This window comes from Streptomyces sp. TAA486 (assembly GCF_000426165.1).
In genome coordinates this window covers 51,287-65,628 of sequence record NZ_AUEV01000022.1, presented here as the reverse complement: position 1 = coordinate 65,628, position 14,342 = coordinate 51,287, and the positions used below count along the sequence as shown (strand labels likewise).

General features: G+C 73.2%; 12 protein-coding genes. 3 read left to right on the top strand and 9 right to left on the bottom strand.

Annotated features, from left to right (window positions below; genetic code table 11):
• Positions 1–3 precede the first annotated feature (3 nt).
• From I004_RS0126860 to I004_RS0126840, 5 genes are read right to left on the bottom strand one after another with little or no spacing between them, the layout of a single operon-like run.
• Complete coding sequence (locus I004_RS0126860) at positions 4–801, bottom strand: type III pantothenate kinase (RefSeq protein ID WP_028438034.1); 798 nt, start codon at positions 799–801, stop codon at positions 4–6.
• Positions 801–1,937 carry a carboxylating nicotinate-nucleotide diphosphorylase gene (gene nadC / locus I004_RS0126855; RefSeq protein ID WP_028438033.1) on the bottom strand — a complete coding sequence of 379 codons (1,137 nt, stop codon included), beginning with the start codon at positions 1,935–1,937 and terminating at the stop codon, positions 801–803. The genes I004_RS0126860 and nadC overlap by 1 nt, the downstream gene beginning before the upstream one ends.
• Positions 1,934–3,871: an L-aspartate oxidase gene (locus I004_RS36270; RefSeq protein ID WP_078511843.1), complete on the bottom strand. Its 1,938-nt coding sequence runs from the start codon at positions 3,869–3,871 to the stop codon at positions 1,934–1,936. Before I004_RS36270 ends, nadC begins: the two co-directional genes overlap by 4 nt.
• Positions 3,868–4,938 carry a pantoate--beta-alanine ligase gene (panC, locus tag I004_RS0126845; RefSeq protein ID WP_078511842.1) on the bottom strand — a complete coding sequence of 357 codons (1,071 nt, stop codon included), beginning with the start codon at positions 4,936–4,938 and terminating at the stop codon, positions 3,868–3,870. The genes I004_RS36270 and panC overlap by 4 nt, the downstream gene beginning before the upstream one ends.
• Entirely contained in the window at positions 4,938–5,891 is a 954-nt protein-coding gene (locus I004_RS0126840; protein WP_078511841.1) for a DUF2520 domain-containing protein, read from the bottom strand. The genes panC and I004_RS0126840 overlap by 1 nt, the downstream gene beginning before the upstream one ends.
• 237 nt (positions 5,892–6,128) lie before the next feature.
• On the opposite strand from I004_RS0126840, the gene I004_RS36265 reads away from it, so the two are divergent.
• Positions 6,129–7,331 carry a beta-eliminating lyase-related protein gene (locus I004_RS36265; RefSeq protein ID WP_051345482.1) on the top strand — a complete coding sequence of 401 codons (1,203 nt, stop codon included), beginning with the start codon at positions 6,129–6,131 and terminating at the stop codon, positions 7,329–7,331.
• A 44-nt stretch (positions 7,332–7,375) separates the two neighbouring features.
• Here the strand turns inward: I004_RS36265 and I004_RS0126830 are convergent, their stop codons facing one another.
• The gene (locus I004_RS0126830; RefSeq protein WP_028438030.1) at positions 7,376–8,062 is read right to left on the bottom strand and encodes a response regulator transcription factor; all 687 of its coding nucleotides are present in this window, start codon (positions 8,060–8,062) and stop codon (positions 7,376–7,378) included.
• Between the two features lie 100 nt (positions 8,063–8,162).
• Positions 8,163–9,419: a DUF7134 domain-containing protein gene (locus I004_RS0126825; RefSeq protein ID WP_028438029.1), complete on the bottom strand. Its 1,257-nt coding sequence runs from the start codon at positions 9,417–9,419 to the stop codon at positions 8,163–8,165.
• Between the two features lie 121 nt (positions 9,420–9,540).
• Here I004_RS0126825 and I004_RS0126820 point away from each other — a divergent pair, with 121 nt between their 5' ends.
• Positions 9,541–10,800 (top strand): SAM-dependent methyltransferase, encoded by a 1,260-nt coding sequence (locus I004_RS0126820; RefSeq protein ID WP_028438028.1) that lies wholly within the window; start codon positions 9,541–9,543, stop codon positions 10,798–10,800.
• On the opposite strand, the gene I004_RS36260 is transcribed toward I004_RS0126820, so the two are convergent.
• Both I004_RS36260 and I004_RS36255 read right to left on the bottom strand, forming a co-directional pair.
• On the bottom strand, positions 10,786–12,300 hold the full coding sequence (locus I004_RS36260) for a PH domain-containing protein (RefSeq protein WP_078511840.1): 1,515 nt from the start codon (positions 12,298–12,300) through the stop codon (positions 10,786–10,788). The two genes, I004_RS0126820 and I004_RS36260, sit on opposite strands and share 15 nt — an antisense overlap.
• Before the next feature lie 160 nt (positions 12,301–12,460).
• On the bottom strand, positions 12,461–13,030 hold the full coding sequence (locus I004_RS36255) for a PH domain-containing protein (protein WP_051345481.1): 570 nt from the start codon (positions 13,028–13,030) through the stop codon (positions 12,461–12,463).
• A gap of 114 nt (positions 13,031–13,144) precedes the next feature.
• Here I004_RS36255 and I004_RS0126805 point away from each other — a divergent pair, with 114 nt between their 5' ends.
• The gene (locus I004_RS0126805) at positions 13,145–14,338 is read left to right on the top strand and encodes an NADH-quinone oxidoreductase subunit D (RefSeq protein WP_486580409.1); all 1,194 of its coding nucleotides are present in this window, start codon (positions 13,145–13,147) and stop codon (positions 14,336–14,338) included.
• The last annotated feature ends 4 nt before the right edge of the window (positions 14,339–14,342 follow it).

Genomic DNA, 14,342 nt, shown 5'->3' with positions numbered 1-14,342 from the left:
CCCTCAGGTACGGCTGACGTTGCGCTCGTAGACGAGGCGGAGGCCGATCAGCGTCAGCCAGGGCTCGTGCTCGTCGATGGCGGATGCCTCGCCCAGCACCATCGGTGCGAGGCCGCCGGTGGCGATGACCGTCACGTCGTCCGGGTCGTCGGTGAGCTCACGGGCGATGCGGTCGACGACACCGTCCACCTGGCCGGCGAAGCCATAGAGGATGCCCGACTGCATGGCCTCGACGGTGTTCTTGCCGATGACGCTGCGCGGGCGGGCCAGCTCGATCTTGCGCAGCTGCGCGCCGCGCACGCCGAGCGCGTCCACGGAGATCTCGATGCCGGGGGCGATGACGCCGCCGACGTACTCGCCCCGCGCGGAGACGGCGTCGAAGGTGGTGGCCGTGCCGAAGTCGACGACCACGCAGGGGCCGCCGTACAGCTCGACCGCGGCGAGAGCGTTGATGATGCGGTCGGCGCCGACCTCCTTGGGGTTGTCCATGAGGATCGGCACACCCGTCTTCACGCCCGGCTCGACGAGGACTGCCGGGATGTCGCCGTAGTAGCGGCGGGTCACCTCGCGCAGCTCGTGCAGCACGGACGGGACGGTCGAGCAGATGGCGATGCCCTCCACGTTGTCGCCGAGCTCCTCGCCGAGGAGGGGGTGCATGCCCATCAACCCCTGGAGGAGCACTGCGAGTTCGTCGGCCGTGCGGCGGGCGTCGGTGGAGATGCGCCAGTGCTCGACGATGTCTTCGCCGTCGAAGAGGCCCAGGACGGTGTGAGTGTTACCGACGTCGATGGTCAGCAGCATCAGTCATCAACCTCTTCGCGCTTCTCACCGGCGCCTTCCGTCTCGCGGAGGTCCAGGCCGATGTCGAGGATCGGGGAGGAGTGGGTGAGGGCGCCGACGGCGAGGAAGTCGACGCCGGTCGCGGCGTAGTCCCCGGCGTTCTCCAGAGTGAGACGGCCGGAGGACTCCAGCTGGGCACGCCCCGCGACGAGGGCCACGGCCGCCGCCGTCTCGTCCGGCGTGAAGTTGTCGAGCAGGATCAGGTCGGCGCCCTCGGCGAGCACCCCCTCGATCTGGTCGAGGCGGTCGACCTCCACCTCGATGGGGATGTCCGGGAACTCGGCGCGCACGAGTCTGAACGCCTCGGCGACGCCGCCCGCCGCCACCACGTGGTTGTCCTTGATGAGCGCCGCGTCGGAGAGGGAGAAGCGGTGGTTCGTGCCGCCGCCGCAGCGGACCGCGTACTTCTCCAGGGCGCGCAGCCCCGGCGTCGTCTTGCGGGTGTCGCGTACGCGCGTCTCGGCGTGCGTGCCGGAGTCGGCGGCTGTGGCGGCGCGGGAGATCTCGTCCGCCCAGCTGCGGGTGACGGTGGCGATGCCGGAGAGACGGCAGAGCAGGTTGAGGGCGCTGCGCTCGGCGGTGAGCAGGTCACGGGTGCGCGTGCGTACCGTCAGCAGCCGCTGCCCGGCCTCGACCTGGCCGCCGTCCTCGACGTGGCGCTCCACCTCGAACTCGTCCGTGCACACCACGGAGAGGACGGCCTCGGCGATGTGCAGCCCGGCGACGGTCCCCTCCTCCCGGGCGACGAAGTCGCCTGTGGAGAAGGCGAGTTCGGGGATGGTCGCGACGGTGGTGACGTCGACGCCGTGATCGAGGTCCTCCTCGATGGCCAGGTGCGCGATGTCCTCGACCTGTACGGGGTCGAGACCCGCGTCGGCCAGGAGCCGCGCGAGGTCGGGGTCGAGTCCGCAGTCCAGCGGATCCAGGTCCCACGCGGCGTCCGCGCCCTCCGAGCCGCCACTGCCGCACCCGCAGGAGTCGCCGCAGCCGCCGGACTGCGGGGTGAGGGCCGAGGCGGGACCGCCGATCTGGAGCAGGGGCACGTCGACGGGCTGAGGGCGTCGCTCCTCCGGGGAGTCCGGAAAGGGGCTGGTCACGGCTTCTCCGTAGGGGTGTGTGGTGGCGGGGCCTGTGATGCTTCGGAACGGTCCGGAGCGCTGCCGGGCTCCGGGAGGGCGTCCGCGGCCGGCGGGAACACGGTCGGCGGAAATGCGGTCGTCGGGGTCGTACGGACGTCGAGACTACGGCCCGCCCCGTGCACACCAATGACGAGGTGCCGGCGCCAGGCGGCATCGTCCCGGCCGGGGTGGTCCTCGCGCCAGTGGCAGCCGCGGGTCTCCTCCCTGCGGAGCGCGGCCGCGACGAGGACGCGGGCGACGAGGTGAAGGTTGGCGGTCTCCCACGTCTCCACACCGGGGTCGGCCGGCTTGTGCGCCGTGACCGCGGTGAGCGCGTCGAGGCGGGCGGCGGCATCGGCGAGGCTGGCTGCGGAGCGCAGGACTCCGGCGCCGGCCGTCATGACGCGCTGGATGTCGGGTCGTGCCTCCGCGGGAAGCAGGGGTGTCACGCCGGGCCCGTGCGCGGCATCGGTGGCCGGGCGGTGGGAAGCGGGGGCGTCCTCGCCGCTGCCTTCAGCACCCTCCTCAACGGCCTGTGACACGGCATCGGCGATGCGTTCGGCGAAGACCAGGCCCTCCAGCAGGCTGTTGGAGGCGAGCCGGTTCGCGCCGTGCACACCGGTGCAGGCGACCTCGCCGCACGCGTACAGGCCGGGGACGGTGGTGCGGCCGTGGAGATCCGTGCGCACGCCGCCGCTGGCGTAGTGCGCGGCCGGTGCCACGGGGACGACCTCGGTCACCGGATCGATGCCGTGGCTGCGGCAGGCCTCGAGGATCGTGGGGAAGCGGGACTCCCACATGGCGGCGCCGAAGTGGCGGGCGTCGAGATACATGTGCTCGGTACCCGGGTCCGCGCCCGCCTCGGCGGCCCGCCGCATGATCGCCTTGGCGACGATGTCGCGCGGCGCCAGCTCCGCCAGTTCGTGCTGCCCGGCCATGAAGCGCACGCCGTCGGCGTCGACGAGATGGGCGCCCTCGCCGCGTACGGCCTCCGAGATCAGCGGCTGCTGACCCTCGGCGTCGGCGCCCAGGTACAGCACCGTCGGGTGGAACTGCACGAACTCCAGGTCGCTGACCTCGGCTCCCGCGCGCAGGGCCAGGGCGACGCCGTCGCCGGTGGACACGGACGGGTTGGTGGTCGCGGAGAAGACCTGGCCCATGCCGCCGGTGGCGAGCACGACCGCCGGGGCGTGCACCGCTCCGACGCCGTCGTGCTGGCCCTCGCCCATCACATGCAAGGTGACGCCCGCGGCAGCGCCGTCCGCCGTCTTGAGCAGGTCGAGCACGAGGGCGTTCTCGACGGTACGGAGGCCACCGCGACCGCCGCGCCCGTCCCGTACGGCGTCGAGGAGCGCGCGGGAGATCTCCGCGCCGGTCGCGTCGCCGCCCGCGTGCGCGATGCGCCGGCGGTGGTGGCCGCCCTCGCGGGTCAGCTGTATCTCGCCGGTGCGGGGGTCGGCGTCGAAGCGGGCCCCGGTGCCGATGAGGCGCCGCACGGCGGCGGGCCCCTCGGTCACGAGCGTGCGGACGGCCTCCTCGTCGCACAGCCCCGCTCCGGCGACGAGGGTGTCGTCGAGGTGCTGTGCGGGGCTGTCGCCCTCGCCGAGGGCGGCCGCGATGCCGCCCTGCGCCCAGCGCGTGGAGCCGTCGTCGAGGCGCGCCTTGGTGACGACGACCGTGCGGAGCCCGGCGGCGTCGCAGCGCAGAGCAGCCGTCAGACCGGCGACGCCGGAGCCGACGACCACGACGTCCGCGTCGATCCGCCAGCCGGGCGCGGGGGCACGGAGCGGGCCCGTGCTGCCGGTTGGTACGGGAACGTCGAGGCTGTGACCGTGGCGCTCACCTGCCGCGGTTCGGGCCGCCCCGGCGGGCTCCTCCTGGCCGAGGGACCGCGTCCCCTTGGGCCCCGTCATCGCAGCGAACCGAGGGGCAGGAGGATGTTGTCGATCAGCCGGGTGCCGCCGACGCGGGCGGCGACCGCGAGCACGCCTTCTTCCGCGTCTGCCGCTTTTTCCGCACCCGTTGGAGGCGTGTGGCCGGACTCCCCCGCGCGTTCGGTGAGTTCGGTGAAGTCGGCGGGATCGATGAGGGCCAAGTAGTCCACGTGCAGGGGTGGTTCGCGACGGGCGGCACCGTCCAGGACCGCGCGCGCCGCCGCCAGGGCGGTGTCGATGCCGTCGGGCATCGCGTCCCGTGCCGCGAACAGGGCCCCGGAGAGGGCGAGCGCGCTGTCACGCTCATCGGGCGAGAGGTAGCGGTTGCGGCTGGAGAGGGCCATTCCGTCGGACTCGCGTACGGTCGGCACCCCGATGATCTCCACGGGGAAGTTCAGGTCCGTCACCATCCGCCGGATCAGGGCGAGTTGCTGTGCGTCCTTCTGCCCGTACAGCGAGATGTCGGGCGCGGTCATGTGCAGCAGCTTCGCCACGACGGTGAGCACACCGTCGAAGTGCCCGGGCCTGTACGCACCTTCGAAGCGCTCGCCCATCGGGCCGGCGGACACGCGGACCTGCGGGCCGGTCTCCCCCTGGCCTCTTCCCCCGGCGCTCCGTGAGGATCCGGCGCTCTCCGGGTAGACCTCCTCGACGGACGGTGCGAACACCACGTCCGCGCCCGCCTCTTCGGCCACTTCCAGATCGGCGTCGAGCGTGCGCGGATAGCGGTCGAGGTCCTCGGAGGGGCCGAACTGGAGCGGATTGACGAACACGGTGACGACCACCTGCCCTTGCCGACCCACGCGCTCACGTGCGGTGCGGATGAGCGAGGCGTGCCCGGCGTGCAACGCGCCCATCGTCATGACGACGGCTCGCTCCCCGGGCGCTCCGGCTCCGAACCCGGCGGCCGTGGCGCGCAGTTCGGCGGCCGTATGGACAAGTCGTATGTGCCGCAGGTGCGTTCCGGCTGCCACGCCGTTCGGCTCCGCTCCCGCGGTGTCCGACGCCGCGGCAGCCGGTGCCGCGTTCTCTGCCGTGCCCTTCATCAGCGCCGGCCTCCTTCGGACAGGACGTCGAGCAGTTCCTCGGCGAGTTCGGGCTTGAGGAGGCCCTGGTCGATGGCGCGGTCCGCGGTGGCGCGTGCCATCGCGAGGTAGCTGGCGACCATGCGCGGTGCGTGTTCGGCGAGTTCGGCGAGGTGCGCGGAGACGGTGCCCGCGTCGCCGCGCGCGACCGGTCCCGTCAGTGCCGCGTCGCCGGAGCGCAGGCTGTTGTCGAGCGCGGCGCCCAGCAGCGGCCCGAGCATCTTCTCGGGTGCCTCGACCCCGGAGGCGCGCAGCAGGTCGACGGACTGCCCGACAAGGGTGACGAGGTGATTCGCGCCGATCGCCAGGGCCGCGTGGTAGAGGGGCCGTGCCTCCTCCGCGATCCACTCCGGTTCACCGCCCATCTCGATGACGAGCGCCTGGGCGGCGAGCCGCAGCTCCTCGGGCGCCGTGACGCCGAACGAGCAGCCCGCGAGGCGCTGTACGTCGACGGGCGTCCCCGTGAACGTCATGACCGGATGCAGGGCTATCGGCAACGCGCCCGCGCGCAGGGCCGGTTCGAGCACGCGCGTGCCGTAGCGGCCCGAGGTGTGGGCGATGAGCTGGCCCTGCCGCACGGCGCCCGTCTCGGCGAGCCCGGTGATCAGCTCGGGCAGCACGTCGTCCGGCACGGTGAGCAGCACCAGATCGGCCTGGGCCAGGACCTGGGGCGGGTCGACGAGCGGGACGCCGGGAAGCAGCTCCGCGGCGCGGCGCCGCGAGCGCTCCGAGACGCCGGAGGCGGCGACCGGACGGTGCCCGGCCAGCCGCAGGGCGGCGCCGAGAGCGGGGCCGACACGGCCGGTGCCGACGACGCCGACGGTGAGGCGTGCAGGCCGGTCCTCCGCCCGGGCGGGGCCGCTCAGGCCTCCGCCGGAGGCGTCCGGAGGGTTGGCTGGGTGCTGATCGTTCACGGCTTGGCGGCCTTCCGTATTCCGTTCCGGTCCTCGCCAGGTACCGGACGTCCTGCGGGCCATGCTATTCCTTCGCGGCGAGCGGGAGCGCCGAAGGGGCGCACGGGGTCGGCGGATGCACCCCGCGGCGGCGACCGGCCCCGCAGGGGGAGGGAACCCCCGCGCGCGGCCGCCCCACCGTCACCGCGAGCGAGGCGCCGGGGGCACCCTGGCGGCCCGCGCCCCCCGGAAGCGAGGATGCCCGTCATGGACGGACCTGAGCGGGAGGAACGGGCGCGGCTGCAGCGCGCATGGAACGGTGCCGTGCGCAAGCTCGCGGCGGGCCCCACCGCTGAGACCATCGGCGCACGCCTGGCACGTCTGGCGGCGGAGGGCGCCGACGCGTACGACCTCACCGGCTGGTCCGACATGTACGGGAACGAGGACGGCATCGTCGGGGAGCTGGAGCGGCGCACGGCAGCCGCCCTCGGCACGGAGGCCGCCGCCTTCTTCCCCACCGGGACGATGGCGCAGCAGGCCGCGCTGCGCTGCTGGGCGGACCGTACGGGCGACGCCACGGTCGCCATGCATCCGCTCGCTCACCCGGTGCGTTGGGAGGGCGATGCCCTGCGGCGGCTCACCGGCCTGAACGTGGTGCACCCGACGGACGCGCCCCGCCTCCCGTCCGCGGACGAAGTACGGGACGTGGCCGAGCCGTTCGGCACCCTCGCCCTCGAACTGCCCCTGCGCGAGGCCGGGTTCCTGCTGCCGTCCTGGGACGAGCTGACCTCCACGGTCGCCGCTGCGCGCGAACGGGACGCCGTCGTGCACTTCGACGGCGCCCGGCTGTGGGAGTGCCCCACGCACTTCGGCCGCACCCTGGCCGAGATCGCCTCGCTCGCCGACACCGTCTACGTCAGCTTCTACAAGTCCCTCGGTGGCCTCTCCGGGGCCGCGCTCGCCGGCCCAGAGGCGGTCGTCAAGGACGCGGCAGCGTGGCGGCACCGCTACGGTGGCCAGCTCTTCCAGCAGTGGCCCACGGCCCTGGCCGCGCTGGTGGGCCTGGAGCGCGAACTGCCGCGCCTGCCCGAGTACGTGGCGCACGCGAAGCTCGTCGCGGAAGCGCTGCACGGGGCGCTGGCGGAGTCGGACGTGCCGTGGTGGCTGGTGACGCCGCGCGTGCCGCACACCCATCAGTTCCAGGTCTGGCTGCCGTACGGGGTGAAGGAGTTGACCGAGGCGAGCGCCCGCCAGGCGGAGAAGACCGGGACGCTGCTCTTCAGGCGCTGGTCCGAGCCGACGGGTGCGCCCCCCGGCCTGTCGATGCACGAGGTGACGGTCGCCGGGGACGGACTCGAGTGGTCCGCGGAGGACGTACGGGCGGCCTTCGCGGACTTCCTCGGCTTCCTGCGGGCGTCCGGGACGTGGTCCGCGTTCGGGTCGGGCGCAGGCGCGGAGTGAGCGCGTAGCCGCCGAATCCGGCGGTGGCCGGCTCCCCGGGACCTCTACTGCGCGCCGCCACCCGCCCTGACCAGCTTCGTCTCGTACGCGAGGACGACCGCCTGCACACGGTCGCGCAGTTCGAGCTTGGCCAGGATGCGGCCCACATGGGTCTTCACGGTCGCCTCGGAGAGCACGAGCTGGGCGGCGATCTCACCGTTCGAGAGGCCCTGCGCGACGAGCGTCAGCACCTCCCGCTCCCGGTCGGTCAGCCGCTCAAGCCCGCGCGAGAGGGGCTCGGGAGTGGTGGCGGGCAGCACCGTCGAGAAGCGGTCGATGAGCCGGCGCGTGGTGCTCGGAGCGACCACCGCGTCCCCGCTGTGCACGGCGCGGATCGCGGCGAGCAGATCGGCCGGCGGCACGTCCTTGAGCATGAAGCCGCTCGCACCCGCCTTGAGGGCCGAGAAGGCGTACTCGTCGAGGTCGAAGGTCGTCAGGATCAGCACCTTCGGCGAACCGGGCCCGCCCTCGCTCCCGGAGCAGATGCGGCGGGTGGCCTCGACCCCGTCGACGTTCGGCATCCGCACGTCCATCAGCACGACGTCGACGGCCGTCGAACGCAGCGTCTCCAGTGCCTGGGCGCCGTCCCCGGCCTCGGCGACGACCTCCATGTCCTGCTGCGCGGCCAGCACCATCCGGAAGCCGGTGCGCAGCAGCATCTGATCGTCGACGAGCATCACGCGGATCGTCATCGGGGCCCCTTCGAGGTGGTCTTGGCGGGAGGTGCGGACGCGTACGACTCGGATGCGGCGTACGACTCGGATGCGGACAAGGGCTTCGTTCCTCTGCTGCTCAGTGGGCGGCCTTGAGCGGCAGCACGGCGCTGATCCGGAAGCCGCCGCCGGGCCGCGGGCCGGTCTCCAGACTGCCGCCGACCATGCCGACGCGTTCGCGCATTCCGATGAGGCCGTGACCGAGCCCGTCGGTGCCGCCGTCCTCGTACAGCTCGCGCTCCGCGCCCCGCCCGTCGTCCTCCGCGAGCAGCGACAGGTCGTCCGGGCCGTAGCGGAGCATCACGGTCGCTCCGACCTCGGGGCCGCCGTGCTTGCGTGTGTTGGTCAGCGCCTCCTGCACCACGCGGTACGCGGTCAGTTCGACGCTGCTGGGCAATGGGCGCGGAGTGCCCTCTATCGAGAAGCTGACGGTGAGGCCCGCGCCTCTGACCTGGTCGATCAGTTCCGAGAGCTGCTCGACGCCGGGCTGCGGGAGGTATTCGCCGATCCCCTCCCTGCCTTCGCGGCCCTGGCCGCCGGAGCCGCCCCCGCCCTCGCCGGTGCGGAGCACTCCGAGGAGCCGGCGCATCTCCGCGAGCGCCTGACGGCCCGTCCCGGAGATCGTCTCCAGGGCCTGCTTGGTCTGGTCGGGAGCGGAGTCCAGCACGTACGCGGCACCGTCGGCCTGAACGACCATCACCGAGACGTTGTGAGCGACGACGTCGTGCAACTCGCGGGCGATGCGGGCCCGTTCGGCGGCGGCAGCGATCTTCGTCTGCGCCTCGCGCTCCTTCTCCAGGCGCGTGGCGCGCTCTTCGAGCTGCGCGTAGTAGGCGCGGCGGGTGCGCAGCGAGTCTCCGAGCACCCAGGCGAGGAGGAAGGTCACCGTCAGGAAGATGTCGCCGAGGATCGTACCGGCGAGCGACTGCCTCTCGTCGGGCCAGCGGAGCGTGGCGATGGTGGGAGCGAGGAGGGCTGCGCACAGCGCGAAACGCGACGCCCAGCGGATGTTCCGGGACGCGACCGTGAAGACGATCACCAGCATGGCGAAGTTGCTGGGCCCCACCTCGACGTGCGTGACGACCTGTGCCACGCCGGTGCCGGACGCCAGGACGAGCATCTTCTCCGGTACGCGGCGGCGCAGCGCGACCACCGTGCACATCGCCAGGACGATGGGGATCGCGGCTATCTGCTCGTCGGGGCCGTGCGGCAGCCCATCCCCGTCGCCCTCCACGCTCGAGACGAGCCACACCGCCGAGATCATCAGCAGCAGGACAGCCCACAAGCTGTCCACCCAGGTGGGATGCCGGCGGATGAAATCGTAAATGCGGTGCACATAACCCAGCGTATTCAGACCGAGCACGTGCCGGGGTCAGCCCGAGGGGCGATCCCGTGGCCGCCCGCCTACTCCGCAAGGTGGAGGAGGACCGTCCGCACCGCTCGCCTAACGTGGCCACGTGAGCACACCCCACACCGGCCCGGAGCCCGGCGTCACGAGCGGAACGGACGGCGTCTGGCTGCCCTGGCGGACCGCCGCGGAGCGCGCGCTCTACGGGACGCGGGACGTGGACTCGGACATGGCGGCGGACGCCGGTGCGAGGGCGGACGAGGGCGCCGGGCAGGCGGACGGCGCGGGAGCCGGCGGCACTGGAGCTGCCGGGGCAGGAGCGGGGGGCGGGGGCTTCTTCGTGCGCGAGGCACCCGCGGCCCACTTCCGTACGTCCGTGCACGCCTCGCCGCTCTTCGCGGTCGCGGTCGCCCGCCTGCTGCGGCACGTCGACGACGCGCTCGGCCACCCCGAGGAGCTCGCCATGGTGGACGTCGGCGCCGGGCGCGGAGAACTGCTCACCGGCGTGCTCGGGGCGCTGCCCGCGGACGTCGCCGCGCGTGTGCGGCCGTACGCGGTCGAGCGGGCTGCCCGTCCCGAGGGACTGGACGAACGGATCGTGTGGTCCCGGCAGTTGCCCGCTCCTCCCAAAGCGGCCGGCCTGCTCTTCGCGAACGAATGGCTCGACAACGTGCCCGTCGACGTCGCCGAGACCGATTCCGGCGGGGTGCCGCGCACCGTGCTCGTACGGACGTCGGACGGCGCCGAACGGCTCGGCGATCCCCTGAGCGGACCCGACGCGGAGTGGCTGGAGCGGTGGTGGCCGCTGGGGCCGGCCGGCTTCGACCCCGGCGGGCCCGCCGGACCCGATCGCGCGGAGCCCGGGCTGCGCGCCGAGATCGGGCGTCCGCGCGACGAGGCGTGGGCAGCGGCCGTACGCACGCTCGGGCAGGGACTCGCCATCGCCGTCGACTACGGGCACTTCCGCGAGAACCGCCCGCCCTTCGGCACGCTCACCGGCTACCTCGACGGCCGCGAGGTGCACCCCGTACCGGACGGCAGCCGGGATCTCACGGCGCACGTCGCGATCGACGCCTGCGCGGCCGCGGGTGCGCGGGCCGCCGCACGCCGCAGCACTGCCACGCCCGGCGACCCGACGGAGACCGCCGGGACAGCGCCTCCGGCCGTACGGTCCCAGCGGGACGCCCTCCACAGCCTGGGGATCGACGGTGCCCGTCCCCCCCTCTCGCTGGCGTCCAGTGATCCCGCCGCGTACGTACGGCAGTTGGCCTCGGCCGGTGAGGCCACTGAGCTGACCGGCACGGGCGGGCTCGGTTCCTTCAGCTGGCTGATCCAGCCGCTCGGCGGCGTACCGTCACCCTTCGGCTGACCGGCCCTCGTCAGCCGCGGAGGCGGGCACATCGGGCACCTCGTGCAGCAAGGCCCCGGCCTGCGGGGCGGCCTGGGTCTGGGAGGCGTGCGCCGCGCCGCCTGTCATCCAGCGTTCGGGACGTGCCTCCCGACGTCCTGTACGCGAGCGCTCCGCCTGCGCGTGCACCAGCGCGCGCGCCTCGTCCGCGTCGCGCAGCCGGGCCGCGGTCCAGCCGTTGGCGCCGTGGTCGACGGCCACGTCAGCCAGCCGCATCCTGCGCTCCCAAGGGCCCTGCGCGAAGCGCACGCTCTGCACCTTCGCGTGCGGGACGAGCGTGACCCGACGGCTGATCAGGCCGCTGCGGGTGACGAAGACGGAGTCGGTCGCCCCGTGCCCATAGCCACGCCACAGCAGCGGCACACACCAGCGGGCGCGGCGGGGCGCGGGAGCAGTCGTCCCGGCCGCGGCCGCGAGGTCGACGCCGGGCAGCACACGAGCGAGAACGTCGGCCGCCTCACCCCGCGGGGCGACCGGAATGAGCACCCCGCCCTTGTCCTTGCCGGCGCCCGCGATCTCCAGCTCGACGCGCACCCAGCCACGGCGCCGCCACAGCAGCGGCTCTGTGATCCGCACGGACTGCACCCGTCCCGGCGGCACGGTGGCGTGCTCGCGGTCCAGCAGGCCGTGGTCGAGGCGCAGCCCGTCCGGCGACTCGGCCACAGTCCAGTCGTACTCCTTGAGGAAGCGGCCGCCCGTGCTCGCCCAGACACCGCCGAGGGCCGGGACGAGAGCGGCGACGGCGCCCAGGGCGCTGTCGCTGGCGACGTACACGAGGGCGGGTACGACGAGCATCATCAGCAGCGCGCCCCAGCCGGTGCCCATGAGCAGCAGGCCCGTGACGAGCGTGCGGGTGCCGACGCGCAGCAGTTCGCGGGCCGGGGCCTCACCGGCCTCCGGTGCGGCGTCCGGGGCGATACCGGCGGCGCGGGCGAGGAGTTCGGCCCGCAGGGCGACCGCCTCGCGCTCGCCGAGGAAGGCGAGTTCGTCCTTCGCCTCGGTGCCCACGACGTCCAGCTTGAGCTTGGCGACCCCGGCGACGCGGGCCAGCAGCGGCCTGCCGACGTCGACGGCCTGTACGCGGTCGAGGCGGATGTGCGCGGTGCGGCGGAAGACCAGGCCCGTGCGGATGCGCAGTTCGGTGTCGGTGACGAGGTAGCTGGTGAACCACCAGGAGAAGAAGCCGTAGGCCGCCGCGACCGGGAGCAGCACCGCGAACGCGGCAGCCAGCCAGCCCGGCGTCAGATGCGTGAACCACTCACGGGTCCGCTCGAAGTCGTGCACGGAGAAGGCCACCAGACCCGCGACGGGGGCCCAGGCCCGGCGCCAGGGCGTGACGGGATGCAGCCGCTTGCCCTCCGAGCGGTCGGGCAGCGCGGGCCCGTTGCCGGTGTCCTTCCCGGAGTCCTTGCCGGGGTCCTTGCCAGGGTCCGTGCCGATGGCGTTCCCGGCTTCTGCCACGGTCCCTGGGCCTGGGCCTGCCCCTGGGCTCGTGCTCGTCGCAGCTCCGGATCCTGCCCCCGTGCCCGGGCCGGTGCGGCTGCCCGCCTGCCCGGCGGCCGGATCCGCCCCGTCCTCCGCTCCGCGTACCTCGCTCACAGCTCCGCGCTCTCCACCCGGCTCACAGCCCCGCCGACCTGGCGCCGCCGAGCTCCGTGAGCCTGTCGCGCAGCCGCTCGGCCTCGTCCGGCACGAGACCCGGGATCTCGGCGTCGGTCGTGGCGGCGGCGGTGTGCAGCTGAACGCGTGCGAGGCCGTAGCGCCGCTCCAGCGGACCCGAGGTGACCTCCACGAGCTGCATGCGCCCGTACGGCACCACCGTCAGCTCCCGCCAGAGCACGCCCCGGCTGATGAGCAGGTCGTCCGCGCGCTCCGAGTACCGCCAGGAACGCCAGTTGCGCTCCAGCGCGCCCCAGCCCCACACGGCGAAGGCGCAAGGCAGCAGCGCGAAAGCAGCCCACACCTGGCCGGCCGTCGGCCAGAGCACGCCGGCCGTCACGGCGGCCAGCGGAAGCAGCGTGCTCAGCAGCACGACCCTGCGCATCCGCAGCAGCGCACGCTCGACACCGCTCCACCGCTCGGGCTCGCCTGCGGGCCCCGGCTCGTCAGGCCCGGCGGTCCCGGGCCCGCTCGCGGCACCGGTTGCGGCACCCTTCGCTGCGCTTCCCGGGTCGTTCCCCGCATCGGACATCCCCGTCCCCGTCGTCATGCGGCCACCCTACGGCCGGGTCAGGCAGGAGGGGCAGGCTCCGGGAGATACACCGCCGCCGGGGGACGCCGAAGGGGCGGGTGCGAGACTGAGCCCATGAGTCAGCGGACGATGACGGACGGCACCGCGGCGGCACCCGACGGCCCGGGGAAGCCGACCACTGTCGGCATCGGCGGTGCCGCGGAGAGCTCCGACATGGTGCTCAACATCGGCCCCCAGCACCCCTCGACGCACGGGGTCCTGCGGCTGCGGCTCGTCCTCGACGGCGAGCTGATCAGTCAGGTCGAGCCCGTCGTGGGCTATATGCACCGCGGGGCGGAGAAGCTGTTCGAGGCCCGCGACTACCGGCAGATCATCGTCCTCGCCAACCGCCACGACTGGCTGTCCGCCTTCTCGAACGAGCTCGGCGTGGTGCTCGCCGTCGAGCGCATGCTCGGCATGGAGGTTCCCGAGCGAGCCGTGTGGATGCGCACGCTGCTCGCCGAACTCAACCGCGTCCTCAACCACTTGATGTTCCTCGGCTCCTATCCGCTGGAGCTGGGCGGCATCACGCCGGTCTTCCACGCGTTCCGCGAACGCGAGGAACTGCAGCACGTGATGGAGGAGATCTCCGGCGGCCGGATGCACTACATGTTCAACCGTGTCGGCGGGCTGAAGGAAGACCTTCCGGCCGGCTGGCAGGGCCGGGCCCGGCAGGCGGTCTCCGACGTCCGGTCGCGGATGGGCACCTTCGACCGCCTGGTGACGGGGAACGAGATCTTCCGCGGACGCACCCGTGGCGTCGGAGTCCTCGACCAGGCGACCGCGCACGCCTACGGGGTGAGCGGCCCCATCGCCCGTGCCTCCGGTGTCGACTTCGACCTCCGCCGCGACGAGCCGTATCTGGCGTACGGAGAACTGCGGGACACCCTCAAGGTCGTCACCCGGACCGAGGGTGACTGCCTCGCCCGCTTCGAGGTGCTGCTGGAGCAGGTGCACAACTCGCTCGACCTCGCGGACGCGTGCCTCGACCGGCTCTCGCAACTGCCGCCCGGGCCGGTCAACCAGCGGCTGCCGAAGGTGCTGAAGGCACCGGAAGGGGCCACATACGCCTGGACCGAGAACCCGCTCGGACTCAACGGCTACTACCTGGTCTCCAAGGGGGAGAAGACGCCGTACCGGCTCAAGCTCCGCTCGGCCTCGTTCAACAACATCCAGGCGCTGACGGAGCTGCTGCCCGGGACGCTGGTCGCCGACATGGTGGCGATCCTGGGGTCGTTCTTCTTCGTCGTGGGCGACATCGACAAGTAGCCGG

What these genes read in the sequence shown, in the direction of transcription:
- I004_RS0126860 (WP_028438034.1), bottom strand. Translation starts at nt 801, where the DNA reads ATGCTGCTGACCATCGACGTCGGTAACACTCACACCGTCCTGGGCCTC.
- I004_RS36265 (WP_051345482.1), top strand. Translation starts at nt 6,129, where the DNA reads ATGCCCGTCATGGACGGACCTGAGCGGGAGGAACGGGCGCGGCTGCAG.
- I004_RS0126830 (WP_028438030.1), bottom strand. Translation starts at nt 8,062, where the DNA reads ATGACGATCCGCGTGATGCTCGTCGACGATCAGATGCTGCTGCGCACC.
- I004_RS36270 (WP_078511843.1), bottom strand. Translation starts at nt 3,871, where the DNA reads ATGACGGGGCCCAAGGGGACGCGGTCCCTCGGCCAGGAGGAGCCCGCC.
- I004_RS36255 (WP_051345481.1), bottom strand. Translation starts at nt 13,030, where the DNA reads ATGTCCGATGCGGGGAACGACCCGGGAAGCGCAGCGAAGGGTGCCGCA.
- panC (WP_078511842.1), bottom strand. Translation starts at nt 4,938, where the DNA reads ATGAAGGGCACGGCAGAGAACGCGGCACCGGCTGCCGCGGCGTCGGAC.
- I004_RS0126805 (WP_486580409.1), top strand. Translation starts at nt 13,145, where the DNA reads ATGAGTCAGCGGACGATGACGGACGGCACCGCGGCGGCACCCGACGGC.